This window comes from Streptomyces sp. NPDC101151 (genome assembly GCF_044768335.1).
Taxonomy (GTDB): Bacteria; Actinomycetota; Actinomycetes; order Streptomycetales; family Streptomycetaceae; genus Streptomyces.
In genome coordinates, this window is record NZ_JBIWPP010000066.1 from 1 (window position 1) to 21938 (window position 21938).

A 21938-nucleotide genomic window follows, 5' to 3' on the forward strand; every position below is an offset into this window, starting at 1 on the left:
CGGTTCAGGCTGCCCTCAGCTTCACCCGACCGCTGCGACGGTCAGGAGTCGAAGGTCTCTCACCCCCGCTCGACTTCAGACGCCTCGTGGCGCACATGTGACTCGGCCCAGTCGATGCCACAGAAGATACTCAAAACCAGTCTCCTAACTTTTCTCGTTTTCGCAGGTCACGAGCACATGCGGGTCACGCGGCGCCCTAATCCCAGGACTCTGACGGTCCGCCATCTCAGTAGCCGTTCGCGACGCCAGCGCACCCCAGGGGCCCCTGTCTGCGCCAGAGCTCACGGCTCGCGGAGATCAAGAAGAGGTCACCCTGGAGCGGGCTCGCACCGCGACGGCAACGAACGACGATCAACGGTGGGTTTCGCGGCGACCCGAAGACGCCGGGCGGCCTGCTCTATCGGGAGGCCTCAACGGGCCAGGGGCCTTTCAAGGCTTGGCCCGGCGCCCACGCGACCACCGCGAAACCCACCACGTGACGGCACCGCTCTTTGAGAAGGCCTCACAGGCCCGGGGGGATCCAGGTGTCTGTCACGTCCGCGCCCCGGAAACCCAATCGAGGGTTCCGGGAGCGTCTTCACACAGGATTAGGGGCCTTCGCGACAGGCACCGTCACAGTCTTGACCGCCCCCGGCCCAGCGACGGCCACCGGTTCCCAAGGCGATCAGGAGACAGGCGACCGTGCCCAGCATCACGCAGCCCACTGCCCCGTGTCACGTTCCGGCCGACGCTGCGGAGGAGGTCTTGCTCGGCGTCGACACCCACAAGGACGTCCACGCGGCCGCCATCGTGACCGTGCTCGGGACCGAATTGGACAGCCGCAGCTTCCCGACGACTGCCGAGGGCTATCGTCAGCTCGTCGCCTGGGCACGTTGGCTGTGGCGTTCGGCACGGATGGGCTGTCCGGTCAGCGGATCGCAGGATGCCAGGTGAGGGATCTGATGGCGGCGCAGGATGCGGCTGACGGTCCGTGCGGGGACGCCGGTTTGCGCGGCGAGGAAGTCCGGCCCCCGCCGGTGGGTGCGCCGTGCAGTGAGCACTGCGGCCTCGAGGTGTTCGGGGGTAGGTGCGGGGGCGGCTGGAACGGTCGTGCAGGCCCGCCCAGCCCTCGGCCCGGAAGCGGGCCACCCACCGGTGCGCGCACTGACGCGACACCCCCAGCTCCCTGGCCACGTGTGCCACCGGGCGCAGGTCGTGCACGACACGGCGCACCAGAAGACGTCTGCCGTGAAAGGTCAGCCGGGCATTAGCGTGAACCATCAAGACCTCCGGTCGTGTGAAGACAGGCATCCCCACTACGCCCGGAGGTCTCCTCTTGATCAACTACCGACGCGAGTCACCAACCTCTTGGCCGAGTACACCTAGGGCCGCGAAGACCTCTATCAGCCCCTCGCCTACCGTGGTGTCGATGCCCCAGGTTCGCTGGTTCTCGTGTCGATCAGTCTGCCGCCCTGGGTCTTGGTCTACCAGCGGACAGCAGGACGCGGTCCAGGTGAGCGCAGCGATGCCACAGCGTGTCGGGGGCCGAGGCTACGGTCGTTCCTCTCTCCGGCGAGCGGAAGGCCTGCGGCCGAGGGCCGGCCGACCTCCGCAGGCCTTCCAAGGTGCCACTACGCGCAGGGCACGTACAGGACGGGACTGTTCGCTGCGCCCGAGCCATGGGACCCGCCCGAGCTCACAAGTGTCCCGATCGTCGTGGTGCGCCAGGCCACCTTCGGGTCACCGGGGCGGTACACGCAGGTTGCTGCTGCGGTCGATGACCGCAGCGGTTGCGCGCACTTGGACTGGCGCGCGGTGCCTGCCGTCATCCACATGCACGAACAACTCGGCTATCTCCATCCGCAATCGCTCACGGAAGAGCCACGACCGGTGGACAGCCCTCCGCCCTGGGCACACCTCATCCAGATGGCATACCGCAGGAATCATGACCGTCAGGCATCACGACACCCGCTTTGAAGGTCAGCTAGGCACAATCGACAAATGCCTGCACCGCCCCTGGCAAAGGGGGATTGCCGACTTTCGACTCAACCGTTACGCCGAAGCTCGTCGTGGTCAACTGGGCACTCACCAACGACACATTGCTTACCATAAAGCCCGCCACGACGACCACCCCACTCCCGCAACTGGCGGTACTCGTTCCTTGGTGAGGATTTGGATCTGCCGCGGGCACGGTAACCGTGGGCCCGAAAAACCTCTGCGTGGTGGGCGCCGGAGTGACGGTCGGCCCACCAGCCGTGTTTCCGGAACCGATCTGCACGTTATTACTGTTGCCGTTCCCCTTGTTGATGATGTTGCCGTCACCGATGCTAGAGAATCCGGTGGCAGGCCCATCTCCATCTGCCGCGCAAGCCTGGCCTGCGACTGCGCCTGCCATTACCGCCGAGACGGCAAAGGGCAGGACGAGGGTCCTCATTCTCACGACGTCCTCTTCTTTCTTGAGAAAGACTCGACAGATTGAAATGTTGCAAATCACACCTCCCGCGAACGCCGCGACACGCCAATTTAGTCTAAAAGGATTACCGGTCCGTGCCCACCCTAAGAATTATGTGACAAATAGGCTCTTTGGGTTGCATAATTGGATATACGGTCGAGCCGACACCCAGCAGCACTGAACATCGCCCGGCGGCCCCAGATGAAAGGCAGCCGCGATCCAGGAATAGACATGGGGGCTAAAGTTAGCCGTCACCCTTCACCAGCCGCCACTGCTCGCAGGGGTCCCCGTTTGTGAACGGGCACGTAATTCCCCAGGCCCTGCCCCTCTTCCTTGCCTAATTGATCGAGGGCCTGTTTGTCCTGTCGGCGCCTTCTCCTCGGGGCCGCTTGTCGGGCCTGTGGCTGGGGCCGTTCATGATCACCTGATGGCTGGTGTTGATGAGCCGGTCCAGGAGGGACTCGGCGACCACGGGGCTGGGGAAGAGGGGATACCAATCACTCGGTGCCCTGCTGCTCGTCAGGATGAGCGACCTTGGAAAGATCGGCGGAGGTGACGAACGGCAGCCCGGCGGTGCGGGCGTCCTCACGGACGCGCAACGCGTCGTTGAAGACCACCCGAGCGCACCCGAACGCCCTGGCCAGCGCGGAGTGTTGAGGACCGTTCGGGTACAGACGGAACCCGTACCTGAGCTGCATAACGATCACCATACATATGTGGTCATGTCACCACGCTGGAACCCGAACCCCGAGGTCTGCACGGACTTCGAGGCCGAGCCGAAGCAGTTCAACGGCGAGGACGACCACGTACATCTCCTCGTGCACTACCCACCTAAGGTCCAGCTCTCCAAGCTGGTCAACTCCCTCAAAGGCATCTCCGCCCGGCTGCTGCGCAAGGAGTACGACGCGCACATACGCCGGCACCTGTGGGGCGGACCCTTCTGGCCCGGCTCCTACTTCGCCGGAAAGCTGCGGCGGCGCGCCCCTGACCGTCGTGAAGCAGTACACCGAGAACCACAAGCACCCCGCGAACTGACGCGAACACTGCAGACCCGTACTCACGTGCGAGTCAGAGCAGTTCTGAGACGGCCCTCACCCCCGACGTAAACACCGGAGCACCGGCCAAGATTCAAAGGTCGTCGGCCTGGGCCGCGGTCAGATGACACATCGCGAAGTCGTCCAGCACGAGCACGTCGGGCCGCTCGCGCAGGCGGCGGTCCCAGGTACGGTCCGCGTGGCCGCCGGCCAGGTCCGCCAGGACGCGGCTGGTCTTGGCGAAGCGGACGTTCGCGCCTTGCCGGATCGCCAGGTACCCGAGGGCCTGGGCGACGTGTAACTTTCCGACGCCGACCGATCCGAACAGGATGACGGACTCGCCGGTGTGCAGCCAGCGCGGGGCGGCAAGGTCGCGGATCTGGGCCGCGGGCAGCTTCGGGGAGGCGGTGAAGTCGAACTCCTCCAGGGTGACCTGCCGCTCGAACTTCGCGCGGGCGATCCTCCGTTGGAAGGCGATGCTCTCGCGGCGTGTGATCTCGTCCTGGCAGAGCGTCTGCAGGAATTCGAGGTGTCCGAGCTCGCCGCCGTGGGCCTGGGCCAAGCGTGCGTCCAGGGTCTCCTGGATGCCCGACAGCTTCAGCACGCAAAACGCGTCCCGCAGGGCGGTATTCATGATTGCTCACCTCAGGCCACTCCATCTTCGTGACGGTGGTCATCACGGTCGTCGTTCGTCATGTCGGGGGTCACCACGGCCGCGAAGAGCCACTGAGGTCCGTCCCAGGAAGGCCGCAGCCCCGCCGTCGCATGAACGCCTCGTCGTCGGTCCGGCTCGCGCCGTACCCGGCACACGGGCCAACGCCGCGCTGATTCAGACGAGGCTGCCCAGCGGGGGCTGCCGAGGGGTGCGGTCGACGTCGGAGCCCTGGAGCATCAGGGTGGTCTCTTCGATGCGGCTGAAGCGGCCGTCGGGTGCGAGGTCGGCGAAGACGTACACCTCCATGGCCACGGTCGAGCCGTCCTTCTTCGTGAGGTGCACGGTGTGCCGGTCGGCGTACTTGCTGCCGTCTACAGCTCGTCGTGGACCTCCACGCGGCCGTCCGCGAACAGGCCGCGTACGTGGGTGATGTGCTCGGCGAATGCGGCGCGGTCGTCCCACTGCCCGTCGGTGCGCCGGCGGTATTCCGGGGTGAAGTGGCGGTCGGCGGCCTGCTGGACGGTGAGGCCGCTGTTGAAGATCAGGTCGGTGAGCGCGGCCTTGATACCGGTAGGGGGCATGGGACTGCTTCCTTATCGAAGGCAAGAGCAGGGACGGCCCAGGCATTGCGTGCGCCGCGCACGCTTTGCCTCCAGTGCACCTAATGCGTGCGCGGCGCACGCTATTCTTGGAGGGTGAGCAACGACGTAGGACACGAGATCGCCGACGCGCTGGGCATCCTGCTGCGGCGCACCACGCGCGCGAAACTGCACAAGAAGCTGACCGAGGGCATGCAGGAGGCGGTGGACGAACTGACCTACCCCGTCATCAGCGCGCTTGCCCGCAGCGGGCCCCGCAGCGCCGCCGACCTGGCCCCCGACGTCGGTCTCGACCGGTCCGGCGTCACCCGCCGGGCCTCCCGGCTGGAAGCCGCCGGCCTGGTCCGGCGCGAACCGGACCCCGCCGACCGGCGCGCCCACCTGCTCGTCCTCACCGAACAGGGCGAACTCGCGGTGGATGAACTGCGCGCACGGCTGGCGGCCCACATCATGACGAGCCTCTCGTCCTGGCCGCCGGGCGAGGCCGAGACCTTCGCCCGCCACCTGCGCCGCTTCACCCTCGAGGGCCCGTTCACCTGACGGGCGAACAGGCCGGATCCGCCTGCCGGCGCCACCGCCCGGCGCGATGACGACCCAAGGCCCGGACGGCGGCGGCCTGTTGTCCGCTCCCCCGGTCGAGCCGCTCCGGCCGCTCCGGGCCCGCGAACGCGGCGATGTGCGCGCGGCCGCCAGCGGCCTCATCCCGACCTGGGGGAAACACCGTCCGGCTGCGTCATCGAGTGGCGGGCGGGCAGCACGCCTGAACGGCCTTATTGTCCTGACGTCTTGACGTGCCCGGTGCCTGAGCGTTTGCTTCCTTCACATCAATTGCTGCGCATGACGCTCCCCCTCGGAAGGCACCTGTTGTGAGCGCTTCTACCACCTGCAGGACCCCCGTGCCCCGTATCGCGACAGCCCTCCTGGCCGTCTCCACTTCGGCCCTCACCCTCACCGCGTGCGGCGTCATCGACAGCAGCGGCGGGGGCGACGGCTCCGCATCCCCGAAGAAGGGCGACAAGATCACGGTGGGGCTGCTCCTGCCCGACAAGGACACGGCACGTTTCGAGAACTTCGACTACCCCATCATCAAGAAGGAGGTCGTCTCCCTCACGCACGGCAAGGGCAAGGTCGCCTACGCCAACGCCGAAGCGAACCCGGCCACCCAGAGCCGGCAGTTCCAGCGGATGGTGGACCAGAAGGTCGACATCATTCTGGTGGACGCGCTGGACGCCAAGACCATCGCTCCGGACGTCCAAAAAGCGAAGAATGCCGGCATCCCCGTCATCGCCTACGACCGGCTCGCCCAGGGCCCGATCGACGCCTACGTCTCCCACGACAACGAACTCGTCGGCGAGGTCCAGGGCCGCGCGATCATCGAGGCGCTCGGCAGCAAGGCGGCAACCGACAAGATCGTCATGATGAACGGCGACCCCGCGGATCCGAACACCGCGCAGTTCAAGGAGGGCGCCCTCAGCGAACTCCGGAACAAGGTCCACATCGCCAAGGAGTACGACACCGACAAATGGTCACCGGAGGTCGCCAGGGCGAACACCAAGAAGGCGGTCCAGGACATCGGCCTCGACAACATCGCCGCCGTCTACTCGGCCAACGACGGCATGGCGGGCGCCGTCATCGACGCGCTGAAGGACGCGGGCGCCTCCACCATTCCGCCGGTGACCGGCCAGGACGCGAACCTGGACGCGGTGCAGCGGGTCGTCTCGGGCGAGCAGTACATGACCGTGTACAAACCGTTCCTGGACGAGGCCACCCATGCCGCCCAGATGGCGGTGTACAAGGTCCAGGGCCGCGACATCCAGTTCGACGCGCTGACCCAGGACACGGTCGACAGCCCGACCGAGAAGAAGATCCCCGCGACGCTCGTGCCGGTGGTCGCTCTCACGAAGAGCAACATCAAGAACACGGTGATCGCCGACGGCGTCTATTCCGTCAAGGACATCTGCACCCCGAAGTACGAGGCAGCCTGCGACGCAGCCGGCCTGAAGTAGCGCCCGCCCTCCGTCGCGCGCGCCGGCCGCACCCAGCCGCAAGCCGTTCAGAACCCCGGCCTCCGTGCAGGTCCGGCCCGATCGCGGCTGCGCCTGTCGGGTCCCCGGCAGGCGCCTCGCGCGCACCTCCTGCCCGGCCGGTCTCCATGTCCGTGTCCGTGTCCGTGTCTGTGTCATTCCTGCCCGGCGCATGACGTAAGCTGGGCCTACCGACGCGGGGTGGAGCAGCTCGGTAGCTCGCTGGGCTCATAACCCAGAGGTCGCAGGTTCAAATCCTGTCCCCGCTACCAACGCACCGGCCCCCTCGACATCCACGTCGAGGGGGCCGGAAGCATGTCGGGCGCCGGGCCTGTGGAGTGAACTCACCGGAGCCTGTCTGTCCAGGGTCTTCGCCGTACCCAGCGGCAGCGGCATCGACGGCCCGCAGCGGTCTGGGGATCTAGACCATCAAGGCCACCGCCATCGCCATCAGCCCGACCGCGATCAGCGCCACCACCAGCATGATCAGGGCGAGCGGCACAGGCCCCCACCCCCTGCGCAGCTCGGGCTCCGGGTAGGAGATGGCAGCGGTGGTGCTCCCCTCAGCGGGAGGGGTTTCGCCGGGGGGTACCCCGGTGCCCCGCTGGAACCCCGGGGTTCGTCTCGGCTCGGGACCATAGCTCGTCATGTGCTTGCTCCTCTCGGCTCTCCGCCCCGGCAGGCCGGGGCCTGTCGGCTGTGGGCCTGCCGAGCCGGTGGATCGTGCCGTGAGGCGGTGGGTGCGTGGACACACTTGGTCGAGCCGGGCCTCCAGGATCCGCACGATCGCCCTGCGATCGGCGTCCGGAAAGCCGACTTGCTTGAGAGCCCCGGCCGACGAGCGACAGCAGGCGGCGACCGGCAGGTCACCGTGTTGTCGGGTCACTGTCCTCACCTCCGCCGCGACACGGGAGGCATATTCCAGGTTCCCGGTCACTCGGCGCAGAAACAGCCCGTACGCCCGGCCCTTCCCCGCGAAGCCGCTCAGATTCCGACGGCCACTGATGTGCCCGGTGAGGGCACCGTATGGGCAGGGACCGCCACGGAAACGCCGTCGCCGAAGCCCGCTGGGCGGCTGAACCCGGCGCGTCGGCCGCGGCCGACGCGCAACCGGCCGCGGCTGGGCGCGCCCCGATCCCCGTACACGCCACCCGTCCCGTACGCCCCCTGCTCCGGGTGACCGTGCGGCCGGGGCCGGTCAGAGGCCGCCGGTGTTGAGCAGCCGGTTGGGAGTGTCGGAGCGGACACCGTGCACGACACCGCGGGTGGCCGTGCGGTCGAGCCAGACGTGGACCTCGTTGGCCGTGGCGTGGGGGTGTGCCGACAGGTACAGCGCGATCACGCCGGTCGCATGCGGCGCGGCCCAGGAGGTCGCGCCGTCGTTCTCCGTGGTCGTACCGCCGCCGGCGAGGGCGGCGGTCACCTTCTGGCCGGGGGCGTACAGATCCACGCACCGTCCGTAGCCCGATCCGTAGGAGCCGCCGTCGCTCCACGGGCGGTCGTTCGAGGTGGAGGCCGCCACGACGATCGTGCCGGGGACGCCGGCCGGGGAGTGCTTGCATGCGTCGTCATGGAAGTTGCCGGCCGACACCACCGTCGGGATCCCCGCGTCGACCATCTTCTTCACGGCGGACTCAAGGGCCGACGACCGGTGGTCGAGGTTGAGCGACATGTTCACCACCGCGGGCTTCTGCGCGTGCGCGGTGACCCACTTGACCGACTTCACCAGGGCCGCCTCGGCCGCCGACGGGGAGCCGCCGCCCTCGCTCTCGCACAGGATGCCCTGGACCCGTACGAGTTCCGCCTTGGGCGCCACCCCGTACTTTGCCCCACCGATGATGCCCGCGACGAACGTGCCGTGGCCGGTTCCCGCCTCGCTGAAGCAGTCACCGGAGTCCTTCGGGCCCACGAAGTCGGCACCGAGGTGAGCTCGTCCACCGAACTCCTTGTGGGCGATGTCCATCCCGGTGTCGATCACATAGACGTGAACACCCTTGCCCGTGGCGGCGGTGGTGAACTTCCCGTTCAGCGGCCGCGACCGCTGATCCAGAATGTCCAGGTTCCACGGCACGTGCCGGGTGAGGAGCGACGCCTTGGTCCGCGCGGCCCCGGACAACGTCCCCACGCTGCCGGCAGACGCAGGGGCCGACCCGGACGACGCCCCGTTCCCGTGCGCAGGGAGCTTCCCGCCGCTCCCCCCGGCCGCCGCGCCGGCCTCCCCGCCGCAGGCCGAGGCCCCGAGCACCGTCGCCATGGCCACCACAATGAGACCGGCCTTCGTCACGTTCCGCGTCACAACGCCCCCCGCATCCCTGCTTCGTACACAATCAGCGCACAAGACGACCACAGGGGGCAGGCGGTTCCGGCGGGGCGTGCGGGTGGGTCGATGCACGCGCCCGACGCAAGCCTGTCCGGCCGCGCCCGGGGCGGGGACCTGCTGCCGACGCCCCGGAGCCCCCGCCATCGGCCAAAGAGAAAAAACAGGAAGGCGCGGCAGCAGGATCCCCTTCACGTGAGCTTGCGACACATGGGGGAAGCCGCCAAGGCCCGAGGCCGGCGGTTGCGGAAAGACGGGCGGACTTTCAGCGGAATCTTGCGAGGAACCCCGGGCCTTCAAGCCCGGGAGAAATCGCATCCTCGGAACGGAGGCGCGAAGCGCCGGAGTTCTCTTCGTTACTGCTTGGACGGGGACTGTCGGTTCCCCGTTGTAGGTTGCCGATATGAAGATTGTGACGCAGGTCAAGCTGATGCCGGACGCCGCACAGGCGTCCGCGCTGTCGGCGACCCTGCTCACGGTCAACGAGCTGGCGAACTGGGTGTCCGCTGTGGCGTTCGTCAACGGCGTGCCGCGTGAGCACGAGCTGCGCAAGCACACCTACGCCCGTCTCAAGGAACAGGGCCTCGGCGCGCAGGCCGCGCAGCACGTCATCAAGAAGGTGCGGGACGCCTACACCACGCTGCACGCACACCTGCGTGCCGGCAACCTCGGCAAGCCCGGGGCGAAGCGCCGCCGGAAGGCAGAGTCCAAGCCGGTCCCCTTCCGCCCCGAGGCCGCACAGCCGTATGACGACCGGTGTCTGAGCTGGCAATACGACACACAGACAGTGAGCATCTGGACCACCGCAGGCCGTATCAAGGGCCTGCGGTTCGCATGCTCACCGCAGGCCCTCACGGCGCTCCAGCAGTACCGCAAGGGTGAGTCCGACCTGATCGAGCGCGGCGGCGTGTTCTACCTGATCGCCGTGTGCGAGGTACCCGAGGCCGCACCGTACGAGCCGGACGGATTCATCGGCGTGGATCTCGGCATCGTCAACATCGCCACCACATCCACCGGCTACCAGGCCGCCGGGCGCAGCCTGAACCGGTACCGCAAGCGGCAGCTTGCCCTGCGGGCCAGGCTCCAGAAGAAGCGCACCAAGTCAGCCAAGCGCAGGCTGAAGGAGCGCTCCCGCCGCGAACAGCGGCACGTCAAGAACACCAGCCACATCATCGCCAAGACGATCGTGACCGAGGCTGAACGCACCTCAACCGGACTCTCCCTGGAGGAACTCAAGGGAATCCGGCAGAGGGTACGGCTCCGCAAGCCCCAACGGGTCGCGCTCCACTCCTGGGCCTTCGCCCAGCTCGCAGACTTCATCGTCTACAAGGCCCGCAGGGCCGGCGTGCCCGTGGTCTTCGTCGATCCCGCCCGCACCTCGCAGCAGTGCTCCCAGTGCGGTCACATCGACAAGAAGAACCGGGCAAGCCAGGCCCTGTTCACCTGCCGGAACTGCGGGGTCGTTGCCCACGCAGACCGGAACGCTTCCCGCAACATCGCCCGCAAGGGCGAGGCTGCGTGGACTGCGGGGCGTGAGTCACGCGTCCCTGCCACCCCGTAGGGGTGTCCGGACGGAGGAGACCCCCCGACAGCCAGTCGGGCTCTACCTCCAAGCCCGGTCCTTCAGGGCCGAGTCAAGTTGACTGCTCCTTCGTCTCGCCGCGCAGCGGTAGTCCGCAAAAGCGGTAGATGTCGTCGAGAACGCCCATGGTCGCCACGGCGTCTCTGGCCGAGGTGATGACCGGGCCGCCATCGAGGACCGCTGAGGTGAATGCCGACAGCTGGCAGGCGTAGCTCGACGGGGTGCGCGGCATGCGCTCCCGTCGCACTGTGCGGCGGCCTTCGGTGTGCGGCGCGCGGACAGTGAGCCGGTGGTAGAGCTGTGGCATCACGAAGTTGGTCACGTTCAGTTCGCCGGCTGTCCCGAGCGCCCGGGCCCGGATCGACAGCACACGGCGCGACCACATGGATGCGCGGACCCGTCCGGTCGCTCCGCCCGGGAAAGCGAGCTCGGCGCTCATCGTGCGGTCAATGCGTGGATCCTTGCGCAGTGTCTGCATCTGTGCCGCTGTCACTGTCGGATCGCCTGCGCCCAGGAGCCGGGCGACGTGGACGGCGTAGCAGCCGGCGTCCATGGTCGCGCCACCCGCCAGTGTGTAGTCGTATCGGATGTCACTGAACCGGGGCAGGGGGAAACACACCTCGGCCTCGACATGCCGCAGTTCACCGAGTTCACCGCTGTCCACGATCTCTCGCATACGCGCAGCAAGTGGGTGGTAGCGGTAGTGGAAGGCCTCCATCACCACCAGGCCACTGCGCGCGAAGGCCGTGTCGGCGGCCTGGGCGACGTGCTCGGCTTCGGCACGGTTGGCGGTGAAGGGCTTCTCGCACAGTACGTGTTTGCCGGCCTCGAGGGCCTTCAGGGTCCACTGCGCGTGCAGCCCGTTGGGCAAAGGCACATAGACGGCGTCCACCTGCGGGTCGGCCAGCAGGGCGTCGTAGCTGGTGTGCACGACGGGGACACCGTGCTTGCGGGCGAACCCTTCGGCGCGCGCCCGCTCACGAGCCGCGACAGCCGTCACGGTAACGCGCGGGGTCTGCCGCGCCGGCTTGATCAGGGCGCTCGGTGCGATGGCGGCTGCCCCGAGCAGCCCCACCCTGAGGCCTATGGTCACGGGGATCAGTGTGCCAGCCGCGCTGTGTGGTGCGGACCTTGAGTTGAGTTTCGAGTGCTGTACTGCCGCACTCGGTCACAGCCGGGCCGCGTGAACGACCCGGCCTGCGCCGGCAATGACGTGCCCGTCGTGGGCGGGACGGACTTGCGGCCAGGAGGGTTGTGGAACAGGTCAGTTGGTGCAGGTGCCGAGCAGGGATGACAGGGCGGACTTCTCCTTGTCCGAAGGGGCCCGTTGCCACAGCGGTCAGCGGTGGGCCGGTAGTGGGCGGCGGACCTGGAGCCGGCTCAGGCGGAGCATGGCTGGGCGTCGGCCCATGATCGCCATCCGGCGGCATGTGCGGGAGACTGTGGGGTGACTCCTTCCAGAGGGAGTCGGAGTTGGCCTTGCGCATGCTGATGGATCACTTGTTGTTCGTGGAGTGCCGGCCCGAGGCCTTGGCCGAGCAGCAGCGTGTCTGGGATGAGCGCGGCGCCTGGTCCAGCATCGGCGTCGCGGGCGCATTCCGCGATCTGATCCCGGACCGCTATTACGAGTACGGTATCGCCTCGGTGTATGCCGAGTTCGCGCACTGCCGCGGTTGGCTCAAGCCCGACCGTGTACTGGACCCTGACGAATACGCAGTCTTGCAGGGCGCGGTCCGCCAGTGGGCGGGCGAGGACCGCGTGTGGACGGACGTCGTCGACGAGTTCGGTACCCCGTCCATACTGTTCGGCAGCAACAACCCCTACTACGGCAAGACCCTCCGCGCCGTTGGGCTGTTGGCCGGTCGCCAGACCCCAGCGGGCATCCGCCGGATCGACACCAAGCGGCTGGAGTCCTGGCTGCGCCCGGTTTTCCCTGCGGGCCCGGCTGTGTGTTCGTGAGCAGGCACGATCGTCGCAGGAGAGCAGGCACAGGACCTGATGATCATGGAGTTGCGATGCTGCGTGATCACCAGATTCTGTGCCTGTGCTGCCATCATGGCTGGCCTTTTAGCTGATGCGAGCTCCCACGCCGCTGACGCGGACGTGCTGGTCGCCTGTGCGCAGCGTCACCGTGAGCTCCCCAGGGCGGCCCAGGTCCTCGCCCTGGTGCAGGGTGAGGACGGCGTCCTCGGGGACCAAGCCGAGCTCACGGGCGTACGCACCGAACGCGGCGGCCGCGGCGCCGGTCGCCGGGTCCTCGACGACGCCGCCGACGGGGAAGGGGTCACGGACGTGGAAGACGGTGGCCGACTCCCGCCAGACCAACTGGACCGTGGTCAGGTCCAAGCTGCGCATGAGGGCTTCGAGGCGCGTGAAATCGTAGGCGAGGTCTGCGAGGCGAGCGCGCGTCGCTGCCGCGAGAACGAGATGGTGGGCGCCCGCGAAGGCGATACGGGGAGGGAAGGCCGGGTCGAGATCGGAGGCAGGCCAGCCGAGCGCGGCGAGTGCCTCATCGAGGTCGGCGTCGGCGATCTCTTCGATGTGCGGCTCGACGCTGGTGAGCGTGGCCCTTACCGTCCCGCCCTCCTTGGCCACCTCCACCGGCACGGTGCCCGCGCGCGTCGCGAACACCAGCTCTCCGGGGCCTATCCGCTCGGCGAGCGCGATGGCGGTCGCGACGGTGGCGTGCCCGCAGAACGGCACCTCGGCCTTGGGGCTGAAGTAACGGATGCTGTAAGCCCGCCCCTCCTGGCCGCCGAGGCCCTCCGGGGGCGCGGTCAGGAACGCGGACTCCGAGTATCCCAGGTCGGCGGCGATAGCCAGCATGTCGGTGTCGGCCAAGGCCGTGGCGTCCAGAACGACGCCGGCGGGGTTTCCGCCGTCGGGGGCGCTTGAGAAGGCGGTGTATCGCAACACCTCGGGCTGTGGCGCGTTCGTCGTCATGCTCGTGGCAACGCGGGGCTGGTCCGCAGCCATTCCCGAACTGGGCCTTCGCGACGACACCGAAGGGCGCCGGGCCGGCCACGCCCTCCTCCTGCTCGGCTCGCGCCTGGGCGTCCAGTCGCCGCAGCGCTTGGGCGGGCCCCCGCTGGCACGATGGCCGCGCGCCAAGGTGGCCTGGCTTCGTACCCTGCGCGAGCTGACAAGCACCGGGCTCCGGGCCGGGAGCCAAGATCGATTGTCAGTGGTGCGTGAGACGGTAGGAGCATCAAGTCGGTTGAAAAGAGGGGGAGCTGTCATGTCCGGAAGCCAGAACTACATCAACCACGTTGCTCTTGTGTTGGATGCCAGTTCGTCCATGTCGCACCTCAGCCGCAAGGTCGTCGACGTCGCCGACCAGCAGATTGCGTATCTCGCCCGCCGGTCGAGGGAACTGGACCAGGAAACCCGTGTCACGGTGTACGTCTTCGCCGACCAGGTGGAGTGCGTCATCTACGACAAGGACGTGCTGCGGATGCCGTCGCTGAAGCAACTGTACCGGGTCGGTGGGATGACGGCTCTGCTGGCGGCCGCGCTGAAGTCACAGCGGGAGCTGGCGCAGACGGCTCAACTGTACGGCGACCACAGCTTCCTGACGTTCGTACTCACCGACGGGCAGGAGAACGCAAGTCATCGCTGCCCGGATGCCCCTGCCCGGGATCCGCGTCAACTGGTCGAGGCCGTCGCCGACATGATCAGGACGCAGGAGGACAACTGGACGCTGGCTGTCCTGGTGCCCGACCAGATGGGCAAGCGCGAGGCCATGCAGTGCGGTTTCCCGAGGGACAACATCGCCATCTGGGACGCCACGAGCACACAGGGTCTGGAGGAGGCCGGGCAGGTCATCCGGCAGGCCACCGAGAAGTTCATGGTGGGCCGCACCCAGGGCATCCGGGGATCACGGGCGGTGTTCTCCACGGGCGCTGAGGCGGTCAACAAGGACACCATCAAGGCGGCCGGCCTCACCCCGGTCGATCCTGCGCAGTACCAGCTGATCCCGGTGGCCCGCGACGCGGGGATACGGGACTGGGTCATCGAATGCGGGCACACCTACCGTACCGGTGGTGCCTTCTACCAGCTGAGCAAGTCGGAGAAGGTCCAGGCGCAGAAGCAGATCGCGGTGCTGGAGAAGAAGACGGACCGGGTGTACACGGGGCCCGAGGCCCGAGCCCTGCTCGGCCTGCCGGACGAGGAAGTCCGCGTCAAGCCGGACCACAACGACGGCTTCACCATCTTCGTACAGAGCACCAGCGTGAACCGGAAGCTCGTGGCGAACACGCGGCTCCTGCTGATGCTCTGACGCCTTGGCAGCCCTGGCGGGGTTCCGGCGGCTTCGCCGTCCCGGCACGCCGCCGGCAGCAGAGTCGGCGGCTGCGGGCGCGGCATGAGCGTAGGCGCTGCTGAGGCCGCCGCCTGCACGCGGATCTCCCCGGCGCGGTCCGCGGCGCCGGCCGGCCTCACCCCGCCACGAACGCTCCAGCCGAAATCGCCGGCGGCGTGCGCCGGAGGATGCCGTTCTCCATGGTGAGGCGATGTGGATACCCCGAGCCCGCCCTCGCCGCCCCGGATCTGCACGTGGTGATGTGCTGTGCGATGTGCACCATTACCTGTACGCCGTGCTGAGCTGCACTGTTGATGGGGAGTCGAACCCCCGCGTTGCTCTTCACGCGCCAGGAGTGGACCGGAAAACCGCCGGCCCTCGGTGTGTGCACGCCTCCGAAGCAGCTACCTGCTCCCCATCGTCCTGACCTCCTGCCGGAGTGGTCACTCCAGCAGATCGACCTCCCAGTTCGCCCGCTGGATCCGCACATCGACCTCCCGGATCTCCCGGGCGAGCGCATCGGCCTTGGCGCGCAGTTCCGCGACCGGAAGCGCGGAGAGCATCATCAGCTCAGATCGAAGCTGCCGGCCGTATCCGCGATCGCCCGTACCCGCTGCCGCGTCCGCTGCCGCGGTGACCACAGAGTGACGCAACCGCAGGACGTCCCGGCGCGCGAGTGCATCGGTGAGCGTGCCGTCCGGACCCATCTCCACGGTGGCATTGGTCCGGTTAATCCGCCGGATCAGCGTTTCGAGGGTGTCCAGCACCTCACCGGCCTCGGCCAACAGCTGAGCTGCGTTCTCAGGGGGTGTCTCACCCTCCTGGTACCGCGCGCTGCTGACGACGCGCGCTCGCAGCTGCTCTGCACGACGCGTCGCCTCCGCACGTTCTGCCAGTGCCTCGGCAAGCTTCACTGTCTCCACCTCCCGTCCTTCATGAGCTCGCACGAGTATACGAGCGCAAACCGGCTCATACGCACCTGGTTTTTGCTCCGCCGGAGCCCTGACCAGGCACGGGAAGGAGAATGATCAGCAGCTCCGTGTGAACTGGAAGGGTTCACGGCCGCCATGCGTCGCGCTTCGCGCGTGAACGACAGTGGCCGGCAGGGCAGTTGGGCGTCCTGGGTTCCCGCGCAGGGCGCCGGTGCAGCGTCCGGGAACGACTCGCAGCCGTATGGTCCGGCTGCCCGCCGGTGCGCCCGTGTCTGCCGTGTCTGCCGGCGGCGCGCAACTCAGCGTGCGGCGGGAGGACAACGGCATCACCAGGCATTCGCCGGCAGTCTGCGCGTGAACGGCCGGCCCGTCCCTTCCTTGGGCCGGGGGCAACACCCCTATGCCGCCCGGGCGATGACGGGGCAAACTGCCCAGACAGGTCCCTCCGCGGCCGTGTTGGACTTCTTGCTGCCAGGGTCGTTGGCGCTCCTGGCCCGGATGAGCACCGGAGGTGACCCCTGGGTCGTTGACAGCCCCGTCCCAGAGAGAACCGGAACGGTCGCGACCTGCAAGAATCGCCAGGCAGGCACGACTGATCTGCCCGACGTCGAGTACGCCCTCGTGCTCGACGTGAGTGAGAAGAGGGATCCCATGGCAGGCGTGCACGGCCGGCCGGCAGCAGTGCCGGGCCCTCTGCCCCTGTTGACGCGCGCGCTCACTGCGGAGTCCGGGCGGGCCCGGCAGCTCCTCGGCGCAGGCGAGTGGCGTCTGTCCTCGGCGGACGCCGGGGCGGCCGCGGCCGTCCTTGCCCGCCTCGCCGCCCCGCTCCCGGCGCGGCAGGGCACAGCGGTGAGGGCCCGGGCGACGGACCGGGACAGACGGCTTCAACGCATACTCCGCACTGCCGTCCATCACCTCGACGCCGGTGCTGTCAGCCCGGCTGCCGCCGCCCTCCTGGCCGCCGTCGCCCGCGCCCTGCTGCCCTGGCACGGTGCCCCGAATCCCCCCGCGGCGGCCGCGGCACCGAGGTATGGAACCGTGCCGGGGACAACGCACGGCGCGGCGCCGCCGACCGCGGCGGGCGAGGCACTGCTCCCCGGCCTGACCGCACTGTTCACTGCCCTCGCCGCGACCGGCGCGCCCGGAACCGTCTCGCTGACACCGCCGGTTGAACCGTGGCAGGCCCGATACGCGGGCAGATTCCGCCGCTACAGCAGACCCGCGCCGGGGGTATGGGCAGCCGAAACCGTCGGCTGCCCGGCGTGCGGCGACAAGGACGGCCCGTGGACGGTGACCTGCGACTGGCGCCGGGCCACGCTGGGCTGCCCCTGCGGGGTGGTGAGTCGCGAGCACGGCCTGTCCTTCTCCGAGATCTGGCTCGTGCTGCCGGAGACCTGACGGAGCGTCCGGGTCGGTGCGTGCCGCGGGCGGGCTTTGCTCCGGACGAAGTCGGCGTCCGGCCCTCGTCAGGGCCGTCGGCCGCTGGGCCCCGGCGGGTGACAGCCTGAGCACCGGCTTGGCTGGACGGACGGCTGCAGCGCTCAGCCGCACCAGGGTTCTGCTGGGCGCGTCAGGTACACATCAGTTCCCTGTCAGACGGCTCTGCCAATCTTGTCCATGTGAACGGCGCGGGACACCACCCGGGGCCGGGAACAGGGAGAGGTGCCCGGAGTGGTTGATCGGGGACCAGCGAGCACGCCTCACGGTCGGGCCCCCCGGGGCCCACGCAGGTTCGAATCCTGCCCTCTCCGCCACGCGAAGCACCCCGCACAGCCGGGAAGCCGCCCTGCCCGGGGAACGCCGCGCCCGGGGAACGCCGTGCCGATGTGCGGATCTTGCGGCAGGTGGACTCGGTCGCTGAGCGCCCACCGGGACTTCAGCCGAGGGATCCCACGCCGGCCCGGGAAGTCGTGCCATGCGATCGGCGGCCTGGGTGAGGGGGTCTTGCCCGACACGGAGGTCCACAGAAGTTCGCGGAAGTTCGCGGACGTCCATCGGGTCGCTCGAGGAGTTCCTCGGGGGCCGTCGCTGCGCGCCAGGCAGGCGGGTGGGCTGCTCATGCCCGGGCGACATGCTTGCCCCCTTGGGCTGTCCGTCGCGGCCTGCCACCGGGCCGTCGCCCGTCCGTTCATCCTCCGTCCGTTCATCCTCCGTCCGATCGTCCTCCGAGGCCGGCGAATGCCAGTGCGCGGCCGGCTGGAGCAGAAGGCGTGGCGGCCTTCAGCGGGGAAGCACCCAGCCCGGCGTCCAGGTCCCGGCGGCGTCGTGGCCGGTCGCGGTGGTGGCGAGGTGGGTGCGCAGGGTGGCCAGTGCCGGGTGGGGGTTGTCGCGGTGCCAGAGGAGCGAGTGCGGGTAGACGGGCGTCGGGTCGGTCACCGGGATGCGGCGCAGGCCGTGGTCGGCGGGCCAGACGAGCCGGGTGTGCTCGCCCATGAAGGTGGCCAGGGCCGGGGTGTCGGCGACGGTGTCGAGGAGTGCGTCGGAGCCGAAGTTGGGGCCGGTCGCCTCGATGGTGAGGGCGAACTCGGCGACGAGGTCGTCGTAGTAGGCGGCCCACTCGGTGCCGGGGACGATGCCGGGCATCCAGATCCGGTGCCCGGCGAGCTGGGCGAGGGTCACCGAGCGGGCGCCCGCCAGTGCGTGGGCGGGGCCGGTGAGGAGTTGGAGCGGCTCGTCGAGCACCCGGACGGACCCGATGTCCTCGGGAAGGAGCCGGCCGGGTGCGGCGACGGCGCGGAAGGACGCGTCGATCGCACCGGAGCGGATGGCGGCGATGGCCGTCTCGATGTCGAACAGCATCAGCACGTCGAGGTCGATGTCGGGGTGCGCGCGGTGGAAGCCGCGCATCAGGCCCGATGCCGCGCCGCGCGAGTTGAGCACGTCGACGCGCAGCGGGCGGTGGCCGGTGCGCACGGACGCGACCGCGCGCTCGGCGACGCGCAGCAGCTCGCGGGCGTGGGGCAAAAATGCCTGCCCGTCGATGGTGAGCTCGGCGCCGCGCGGGGTGCGGGTGAACAGCCGGACGCCGAGGGTGCGCTCGAGGGCGGCGATGCGCTTGGAGACAGCCTGCTGGGTGACCGCCAGCTCGGCGGCGGCTTCCTGGAACTGTCCCGCGTCGGCGGCGGCGACGAAGGTGCGGACGGTGTCGAGGTCCATGCCGATACCCTAGGGCCACAACCGTTGGTTGTGGCTGATGGCTCTGTGGTTGTTTGATCCCTGGTTGTGGTGCTCGCTTTGATGCTTCTGGTCTCGGATCGGTTGTGCGGGCGAGTGGCGAGGGGCGTCGGGTATGAGGAGCGGGCACCGGCTGGGAGATCTGCTCGGACACCGGCTGGGGCGGCAGTTCGGGTGGCTGTGGGGAGCGTATGCGACCAGCGCGCTCGGCACGTGGCTCGCCTTCGGTGCGTTCCCGCTGATCGCCGTCCGGGTGCTGCATGCCGGACCGGCCCGGGTCGCCGCGCTCGCCTCGGTGGGGGCCGCGGTGGGCGCGGCCGTGGCGGTGCCGCTCGGCCCGTGGGTGGAGTTCCGCCGCAAGCGGCCGGTGCTGATCGCGATGGACCTGGTGCGGTTCGCGGCGCTGCTGACGATCCCCGCCGCGTTCGCGCTCGGCGTGCTCACCTTCCTTCAGCTCCTGCTGGTCTCGGTTGTCGTCGCGGCGGCCGACATCACCTTCCGCACCGCCTCCGGCGCGTACCTGAAGACGCTGCTGCCGGCCCAGGACCTGCTCGTCGCGAACGCCCGATTCGAGTCCACGGCCTGGACGACCACGATCATCGGGCCGCCGCTGGGCGGCGCGGCGATCGGGCTCCTCGGTCCGGTGGCGACGGTGGTGGCCGACGCGGTCAGCTACCTGCTCTCGGCCCTGGGCATCCGCGCGACGGGCGGGCACGAGCCACGGCCCGGGCGGCCGGAGGCCGCGCGCATGCGGGCCGGGGACCTGCTCGACGGCTGGCGGTTCATCCTCGCCGACGCGACGCTGCGTCCGCTGTTCTTCAACACCGCCCTGTTCAACGGCCTGGTGATGGCCGCCCAGCCGCTGCTGACCGTCCTGATGCTGGGCCGGCTCGCCTTCGCGCCGTGGCAGTACGGCCTCGCCTTCGCCGCGCCCTCGATCGGCGGGCTGCTCGGTTCGCGGCTGGCCCGGCCGCTCGTCACCCGGTTCGGACAGCACCGGGTCCTCGTCGTGTCCGGGGCGCTACGCGCGCTCTGGCCCGTCGGCCTGGCCTTCGTGGGGCCGGGCACCGAAGGGCTGCTGCTGGTGATCGGCGTCGAGCTCGGACTCATTTTCTGCTGCGGGGTCTTCAACCCCGTCTGCACCACCTGCCGCCTCGAACGCACCTCGACCGACCGGGTCGCCCGCACACTGTCCGCCTGGGCGGTGACGACCAAGGCCTCGACCGCGCTCCTGACGGCCCTGTGGGGCGTGCTGGGCGCTCTGCTCGGCCCGCGTACGGCCATCGGCCTGGCCGGGATGCTCCTGCTGGCGACCCCGCTGCTGCTCCCCCGCCGCCCGGCAGCGCAGCTCCGCGAGCCGGAGCCGGCACCGAGCCGCCCCTGACGGACCGCAAAAGGGGCGCCACGAAGATCAGTTCACGTGCGCCCGCCCATCACCCTGCAGCTCCTGCCGGAGGAGGCGGTGCGGCAGGCGAGGCGCTCGGCTGCTCCCGCGGCGGGCTGACCACCAGGATTCACATTGCTACAGAGGGCCGCTACCGTCCGTTGTCCCTGGTCATCACGCCGGGTCAGCGGGCGGACTGTACTCAGTTCGAGCCGGTCATGGACAAGATCCGGGTCCTCCGTCGGGGACCTGGTCGCCCGCGCCGCACCCCGGACAGCGTCGGTGCCGACAAGGCGTACAGCAACCGCAAGATCCGCACCTACCTCCGCAGGCCCGGCATCCGGCACGTGATCCCCGAGAAGAAGGACCACAAGGCAGCCCGCCTGCGCAGAGGGTCACGCGGCGGGCGGGCGCCGGGCTTCGACAAGAACCGCTACAAAGACCGCAACACGGTGGAGCGGGCCGTCGGCAAGCTGAAGCAGTTCAGAGCCGTGGCCACTCGCTACGACAGGCGCGGATACGTCTACCTCGGCACAGTCACCGCCGCCGCCCTCTTGATTTGGCTCCGCTGTTGAACGAAGAGACGGAATCCAGCGGAATCGGACCTTTGCCGGGAGCACAACCGAGGAACGACGTTGTCTCAGCCCGCGATGATCACTAAAGTCCGTCGGGTGACTGCCGGGTCGGCCATGGGCCATGCACGAGTGAGGTTCCCGGCCTCGGCGTGAGCACGAGGCGGGCAAGAGCCCCGCCCCCCTCTCCGAGTCTTCCTGCTCGGCGCCCGCATGCGGCGCCCGTCCCAGCGAATCCCAAGCCCCGGAGACACACAGTCCACATGCCGAACGAACAGCAGTACCAGAACGAACCCGAGCTGTCGCAGACCTCGGTCCAGTTGAACCACACCGCTGTCTACGCCAGAGACCGGCAGCTGTCGGCCGAGTTCCTGGCCGTGATACTGGGATTGAAGGTCGGCGCTCCGTTCGGGCCGTTTCTCCCCGTCGACCTCGGCAACGGCGTGACGCTCGACTACTACGAGAAGCATGACGAGCCGGTCCAGTCGCAGCACTACGCGTTTCTCGTGCCGGATGAGCAGTTCGACAACATGATCGCCCGTCTGGAAGCGGTCGGGGTCACCTACTACGCCGATCCCAGCCACACCGAGCTCGGTCAAATCAACCGCCTGTTCGGCGGTCGCGGCGCGTACTTTGACGATCCGGACGGCCACAACATGGAGATCATGACCCGGCCCTACGTCCGCCCCTGACCGACGGCCTATCGGGCCCCGCCGGCAGTTCTCCAATCCTCCTGGTCTCCGGGGCTCACGCCCGGGACCAGGAGAGGACCTGGCGGTCAAGGGACTCGCCCGTACGCGCCTGGCCAAGTCCGTGCACGATGCCGGATGGTCCGTGTTCGCCTAAGAACCCCTAACGAAATGATCTTCGAGGTGGTTGGATCACTCCGAGCTCGATGATTTGGGGGTGCGGGGTGGCTCGGCCGAAGCCGTGG

19 protein-coding genes, 1 tRNA gene and 4 pseudogenes are annotated in these 21938 nt (G+C 68.8%); 13 read left to right on the top strand and 11 right to left on the bottom strand.

Annotated elements, in window-relative coordinates; all coding sequences use genetic code 11:
• The first annotated feature begins 681 nt into the window (after positions 1-681).
• Entirely contained in the window at positions 682-933 is a 252-nt protein-coding gene (locus ACIRU3_RS45370; RefSeq protein ID WP_404070010.1) for a hypothetical protein, read from the top strand.
• Here ACIRU3_RS45370 and ACIRU3_RS45375 read toward each other — a convergent pair.
• The 3 genes and pseudogenes from ACIRU3_RS45375 to ACIRU3_RS45385 all read right to left on the bottom strand — a co-directional run.
• Positions 882-1260, bottom strand: a pseudogene (locus ACIRU3_RS45375) (helix-turn-helix domain-containing protein); the annotation flags it as partial. The gene ACIRU3_RS45370 and the pseudogene ACIRU3_RS45375 sit on opposite strands and share 52 nt — an antisense overlap.
• Positions 1261-2768: 1508 nt before the next feature.
• Positions 2769-3020, bottom strand: coding sequence for an ATP-binding protein (locus ACIRU3_RS45380; RefSeq protein WP_404069975.1), 252 nt, complete (start codon positions 3018-3020; stop codon positions 2769-2771).
• Complete coding sequence (locus ACIRU3_RS45385; protein ID WP_404069977.1) at positions 2929-3129, bottom strand: helix-turn-helix domain-containing protein; 201 nt, start codon at positions 3127-3129, stop codon at positions 2929-2931. The genes ACIRU3_RS45380 and ACIRU3_RS45385 overlap by 92 nt, the downstream gene beginning before the upstream one ends.
• 51 nt (positions 3130-3180) lie before the next feature.
• Between ACIRU3_RS45385 and tnpA the strand changes: the two are divergent.
• Positions 3181-3466: pseudogene (gene tnpA / locus ACIRU3_RS45390) on the top strand (IS200/IS605 family transposase); the annotation flags it as partial.
• 93 nt (positions 3467-3559) lie between these two features.
• On the opposite strand, the gene ACIRU3_RS45395 reads toward tnpA, so the two are convergent.
• Positions 3560-4099: an ATP-binding protein gene (locus ACIRU3_RS45395; RefSeq protein WP_404069979.1), complete on the bottom strand. Its 540-nt coding sequence runs from the start codon at positions 4097-4099 to the stop codon at positions 3560-3562.
• Between the two features lie 195 nt (positions 4100-4294).
• Positions 4295-4701 (bottom strand): annotated as a pseudogene (locus tag ACIRU3_RS45400) (nuclear transport factor 2 family protein).
• A 114-nt stretch (positions 4702-4815) separates the two neighbouring features.
• Here ACIRU3_RS45400 and ACIRU3_RS45405 point away from each other — a divergent pair.
• The 3 genes from ACIRU3_RS45405 to ACIRU3_RS45415 all read left to right on the top strand — a co-directional run bounded on the left by ACIRU3_RS45405 (position 4816) and on the right by ACIRU3_RS45415 (position 7015).
• Positions 4816-5259: a MarR family winged helix-turn-helix transcriptional regulator gene (locus ACIRU3_RS45405; RefSeq protein ID WP_404069981.1), complete on the top strand. Its 444-nt coding sequence runs from the start codon at positions 4816-4818 to the stop codon at positions 5257-5259.
• A 356-nt stretch (positions 5260-5615) separates the two neighbouring features.
• On the top strand, positions 5616-6725 hold the full coding sequence (locus ACIRU3_RS45410) for a sugar ABC transporter substrate-binding protein (protein ID WP_404069983.1): 1110 nt from the start codon (positions 5616-5618) through the stop codon (positions 6723-6725).
• 213 nt (positions 6726-6938) lie between these two features.
• Positions 6939-7015, top strand: a tRNA-Met gene (locus ACIRU3_RS45415).
• Between the two features lie 149 nt (positions 7016-7164).
• Here ACIRU3_RS45415 and ACIRU3_RS45420 read toward each other — a convergent pair.
• Positions 7165-7392: a DUF6480 family protein gene (locus ACIRU3_RS45420; protein ID WP_404069985.1), complete on the bottom strand. Its 228-nt coding sequence runs from the start codon at positions 7390-7392 to the stop codon at positions 7165-7167.
• A gap of 549 nt (positions 7393-7941) precedes the next feature.
• Positions 7942-8868 (bottom strand): S8 family peptidase, encoded by a 927-nt coding sequence (locus ACIRU3_RS45425; RefSeq protein WP_404069987.1) that lies wholly within the window; start codon positions 8866-8868, stop codon positions 7942-7944.
• 595 nt (positions 8869-9463) lie between these two features.
• Here ACIRU3_RS45425 and ACIRU3_RS45430 point away from each other — a divergent pair.
• The gene (locus ACIRU3_RS45430; RefSeq protein WP_404069989.1) at positions 9464-10621 is read left to right on the top strand and encodes an RNA-guided endonuclease InsQ/TnpB family protein; all 1158 of its coding nucleotides are present in this window, start codon (positions 9464-9466) and stop codon (positions 10619-10621) included.
• A gap of 73 nt (positions 10622-10694) precedes the next feature.
• On the opposite strand, the gene ACIRU3_RS45435 is transcribed toward ACIRU3_RS45430, so the two are convergent.
• The gene (locus ACIRU3_RS45435; RefSeq protein WP_404069991.1) at positions 10695-11735 is read right to left on the bottom strand and encodes a Gfo/Idh/MocA family protein; all 1041 of its coding nucleotides are present in this window, start codon (positions 11733-11735) and stop codon (positions 10695-10697) included.
• A gap of 380 nt (positions 11736-12115) precedes the next feature.
• On the opposite strand from ACIRU3_RS45435, the gene ACIRU3_RS45440 reads away from it, so the two are divergent.
• Positions 12116-12601, top strand: a complete 486-nt coding sequence (locus tag ACIRU3_RS45440; protein ID WP_404069993.1) for a hypothetical protein — start codon at positions 12116-12118, stop codon at positions 12599-12601.
• Positions 12602-12709: 108 nt separating this feature from the next.
• Here ACIRU3_RS45440 and ACIRU3_RS45445 read toward each other — a convergent pair whose 3' ends face one another.
• Positions 12710-13585, bottom strand: a complete 876-nt coding sequence (locus ACIRU3_RS45445) for a PhzF family phenazine biosynthesis protein (RefSeq protein ID WP_404069995.1) — start codon at positions 13583-13585, stop codon at positions 12710-12712.
• A gap of 295 nt (positions 13586-13880) precedes the next feature.
• Here ACIRU3_RS45445 and ACIRU3_RS45450 point away from each other — a divergent pair, with 295 nt between their 5' ends.
• On the top strand, positions 13881-14921 hold the full coding sequence (locus tag ACIRU3_RS45450; RefSeq protein WP_404069996.1) for a vWA domain-containing protein: 1041 nt from the start codon (positions 13881-13883) through the stop codon (positions 14919-14921).
• 464 nt (positions 14922-15385) lie between these two features.
• On the opposite strand, the gene ACIRU3_RS45455 is transcribed toward ACIRU3_RS45450, so the two are convergent.
• On the bottom strand, positions 15386-15856 hold the full coding sequence (locus ACIRU3_RS45455; RefSeq protein ID WP_404069998.1) for a DIP1984 family protein: 471 nt from the start codon (positions 15854-15856) through the stop codon (positions 15386-15388).
• A 669-nt stretch (positions 15857-16525) separates the two neighbouring features.
• Here ACIRU3_RS45455 and ACIRU3_RS45460 point away from each other — a divergent pair.
• Together ACIRU3_RS45460 and ACIRU3_RS45465 are read left to right on the top strand one after the other, a co-directional pair.
• The gene (locus ACIRU3_RS45460; protein ID WP_404070000.1) at positions 16526-17272 is read left to right on the top strand and encodes a hypothetical protein; all 747 of its coding nucleotides are present in this window, start codon (positions 16526-16528) and stop codon (positions 17270-17272) included.
• A 258-nt stretch (positions 17273-17530) separates the two neighbouring features.
• A pseudogene (locus ACIRU3_RS45465) lies at positions 17531-17628 on the top strand.
• A gap of 466 nt (positions 17629-18094) precedes the next feature.
• On the opposite strand, the gene ACIRU3_RS45470 reads toward ACIRU3_RS45465, so the two are convergent.
• Positions 18095-19030, bottom strand: a complete 936-nt coding sequence (locus ACIRU3_RS45470; protein ID WP_404070002.1) for a LysR family transcriptional regulator — start codon at positions 19028-19030, stop codon at positions 18095-18097.
• Positions 19031-19163: 133 nt separating this feature from the next.
• On the opposite strand from ACIRU3_RS45470, the gene ACIRU3_RS45475 reads away from it, so the two are divergent.
• From ACIRU3_RS45475 to ACIRU3_RS45485, 3 genes are all read left to right on the top strand, one after another.
• On the top strand, positions 19164-20432 hold the full coding sequence (locus tag ACIRU3_RS45475; protein ID WP_404070004.1) for an MFS transporter: 1269 nt from the start codon (positions 19164-19166) through the stop codon (positions 20430-20432).
• Positions 20433-20458: 26 nt separating this feature from the next.
• On the top strand, positions 20459-21007 hold the full coding sequence (locus tag ACIRU3_RS45480) for an IS5 family transposase (protein WP_404070008.1): 549 nt from the start codon (positions 20459-20461) through the stop codon (positions 21005-21007).
• Between the two features lie 260 nt (positions 21008-21267).
• Positions 21268-21696, top strand: coding sequence for a VOC family protein (locus tag ACIRU3_RS45485; protein ID WP_404070006.1), 429 nt, complete (start codon positions 21268-21270; stop codon positions 21694-21696).
• Positions 21697-21938 lie beyond the last annotated feature (242 nt).

Bases quoted from the DNA above. Each gene is read 5' to 3' on its own strand.
- ACIRU3_RS45385 (WP_404069977.1), bottom strand. From the start codon at position 3,129: ATGCAGCTCAGGTACGGGTTCCGTCTGTACCCGAACGGTCCTCAACAC.
- ACIRU3_RS45445 (WP_404069995.1), bottom strand. From the start codon at position 13,585: ATGACGACGAACGCGCCACAGCCCGAGGTGTTGCGATACACCGCCTTC.
- ACIRU3_RS45475 (WP_404070004.1), top strand. From the start codon at position 19,164: ATGAGGAGCGGGCACCGGCTGGGAGATCTGCTCGGACACCGGCTGGGG.
- ACIRU3_RS45430 (WP_404069989.1), top strand. From the start codon at position 9,464: ATGAAGATTGTGACGCAGGTCAAGCTGATGCCGGACGCCGCACAGGCG.
- ACIRU3_RS45450 (WP_404069996.1), top strand. From the start codon at position 13,881: ATGTCCGGAAGCCAGAACTACATCAACCACGTTGCTCTTGTGTTGGAT.
- ACIRU3_RS45420 (WP_404069985.1), bottom strand. From the start codon at position 7,392: ATGACGAGCTATGGTCCCGAGCCGAGACGAACCCCGGGGTTCCAGCGG.
- ACIRU3_RS45395 (WP_404069979.1), bottom strand. From the start codon at position 4,099: ATGAATACCGCCCTGCGGGACGCGTTTTGCGTGCTGAAGCTGTCGGGC.
- ACIRU3_RS45460 (WP_404070000.1), top strand. From the start codon at position 16,526: ATGGCAGGCGTGCACGGCCGGCCGGCAGCAGTGCCGGGCCCTCTGCCC.
- ACIRU3_RS45485 (WP_404070006.1), top strand. From the start codon at position 21,268: ATGCCGAACGAACAGCAGTACCAGAACGAACCCGAGCTGTCGCAGACC.
- ACIRU3_RS45470 (WP_404070002.1), bottom strand. From the start codon at position 19,030: ATGGACCTCGACACCGTCCGCACCTTCGTCGCCGCCGCCGACGCGGGA.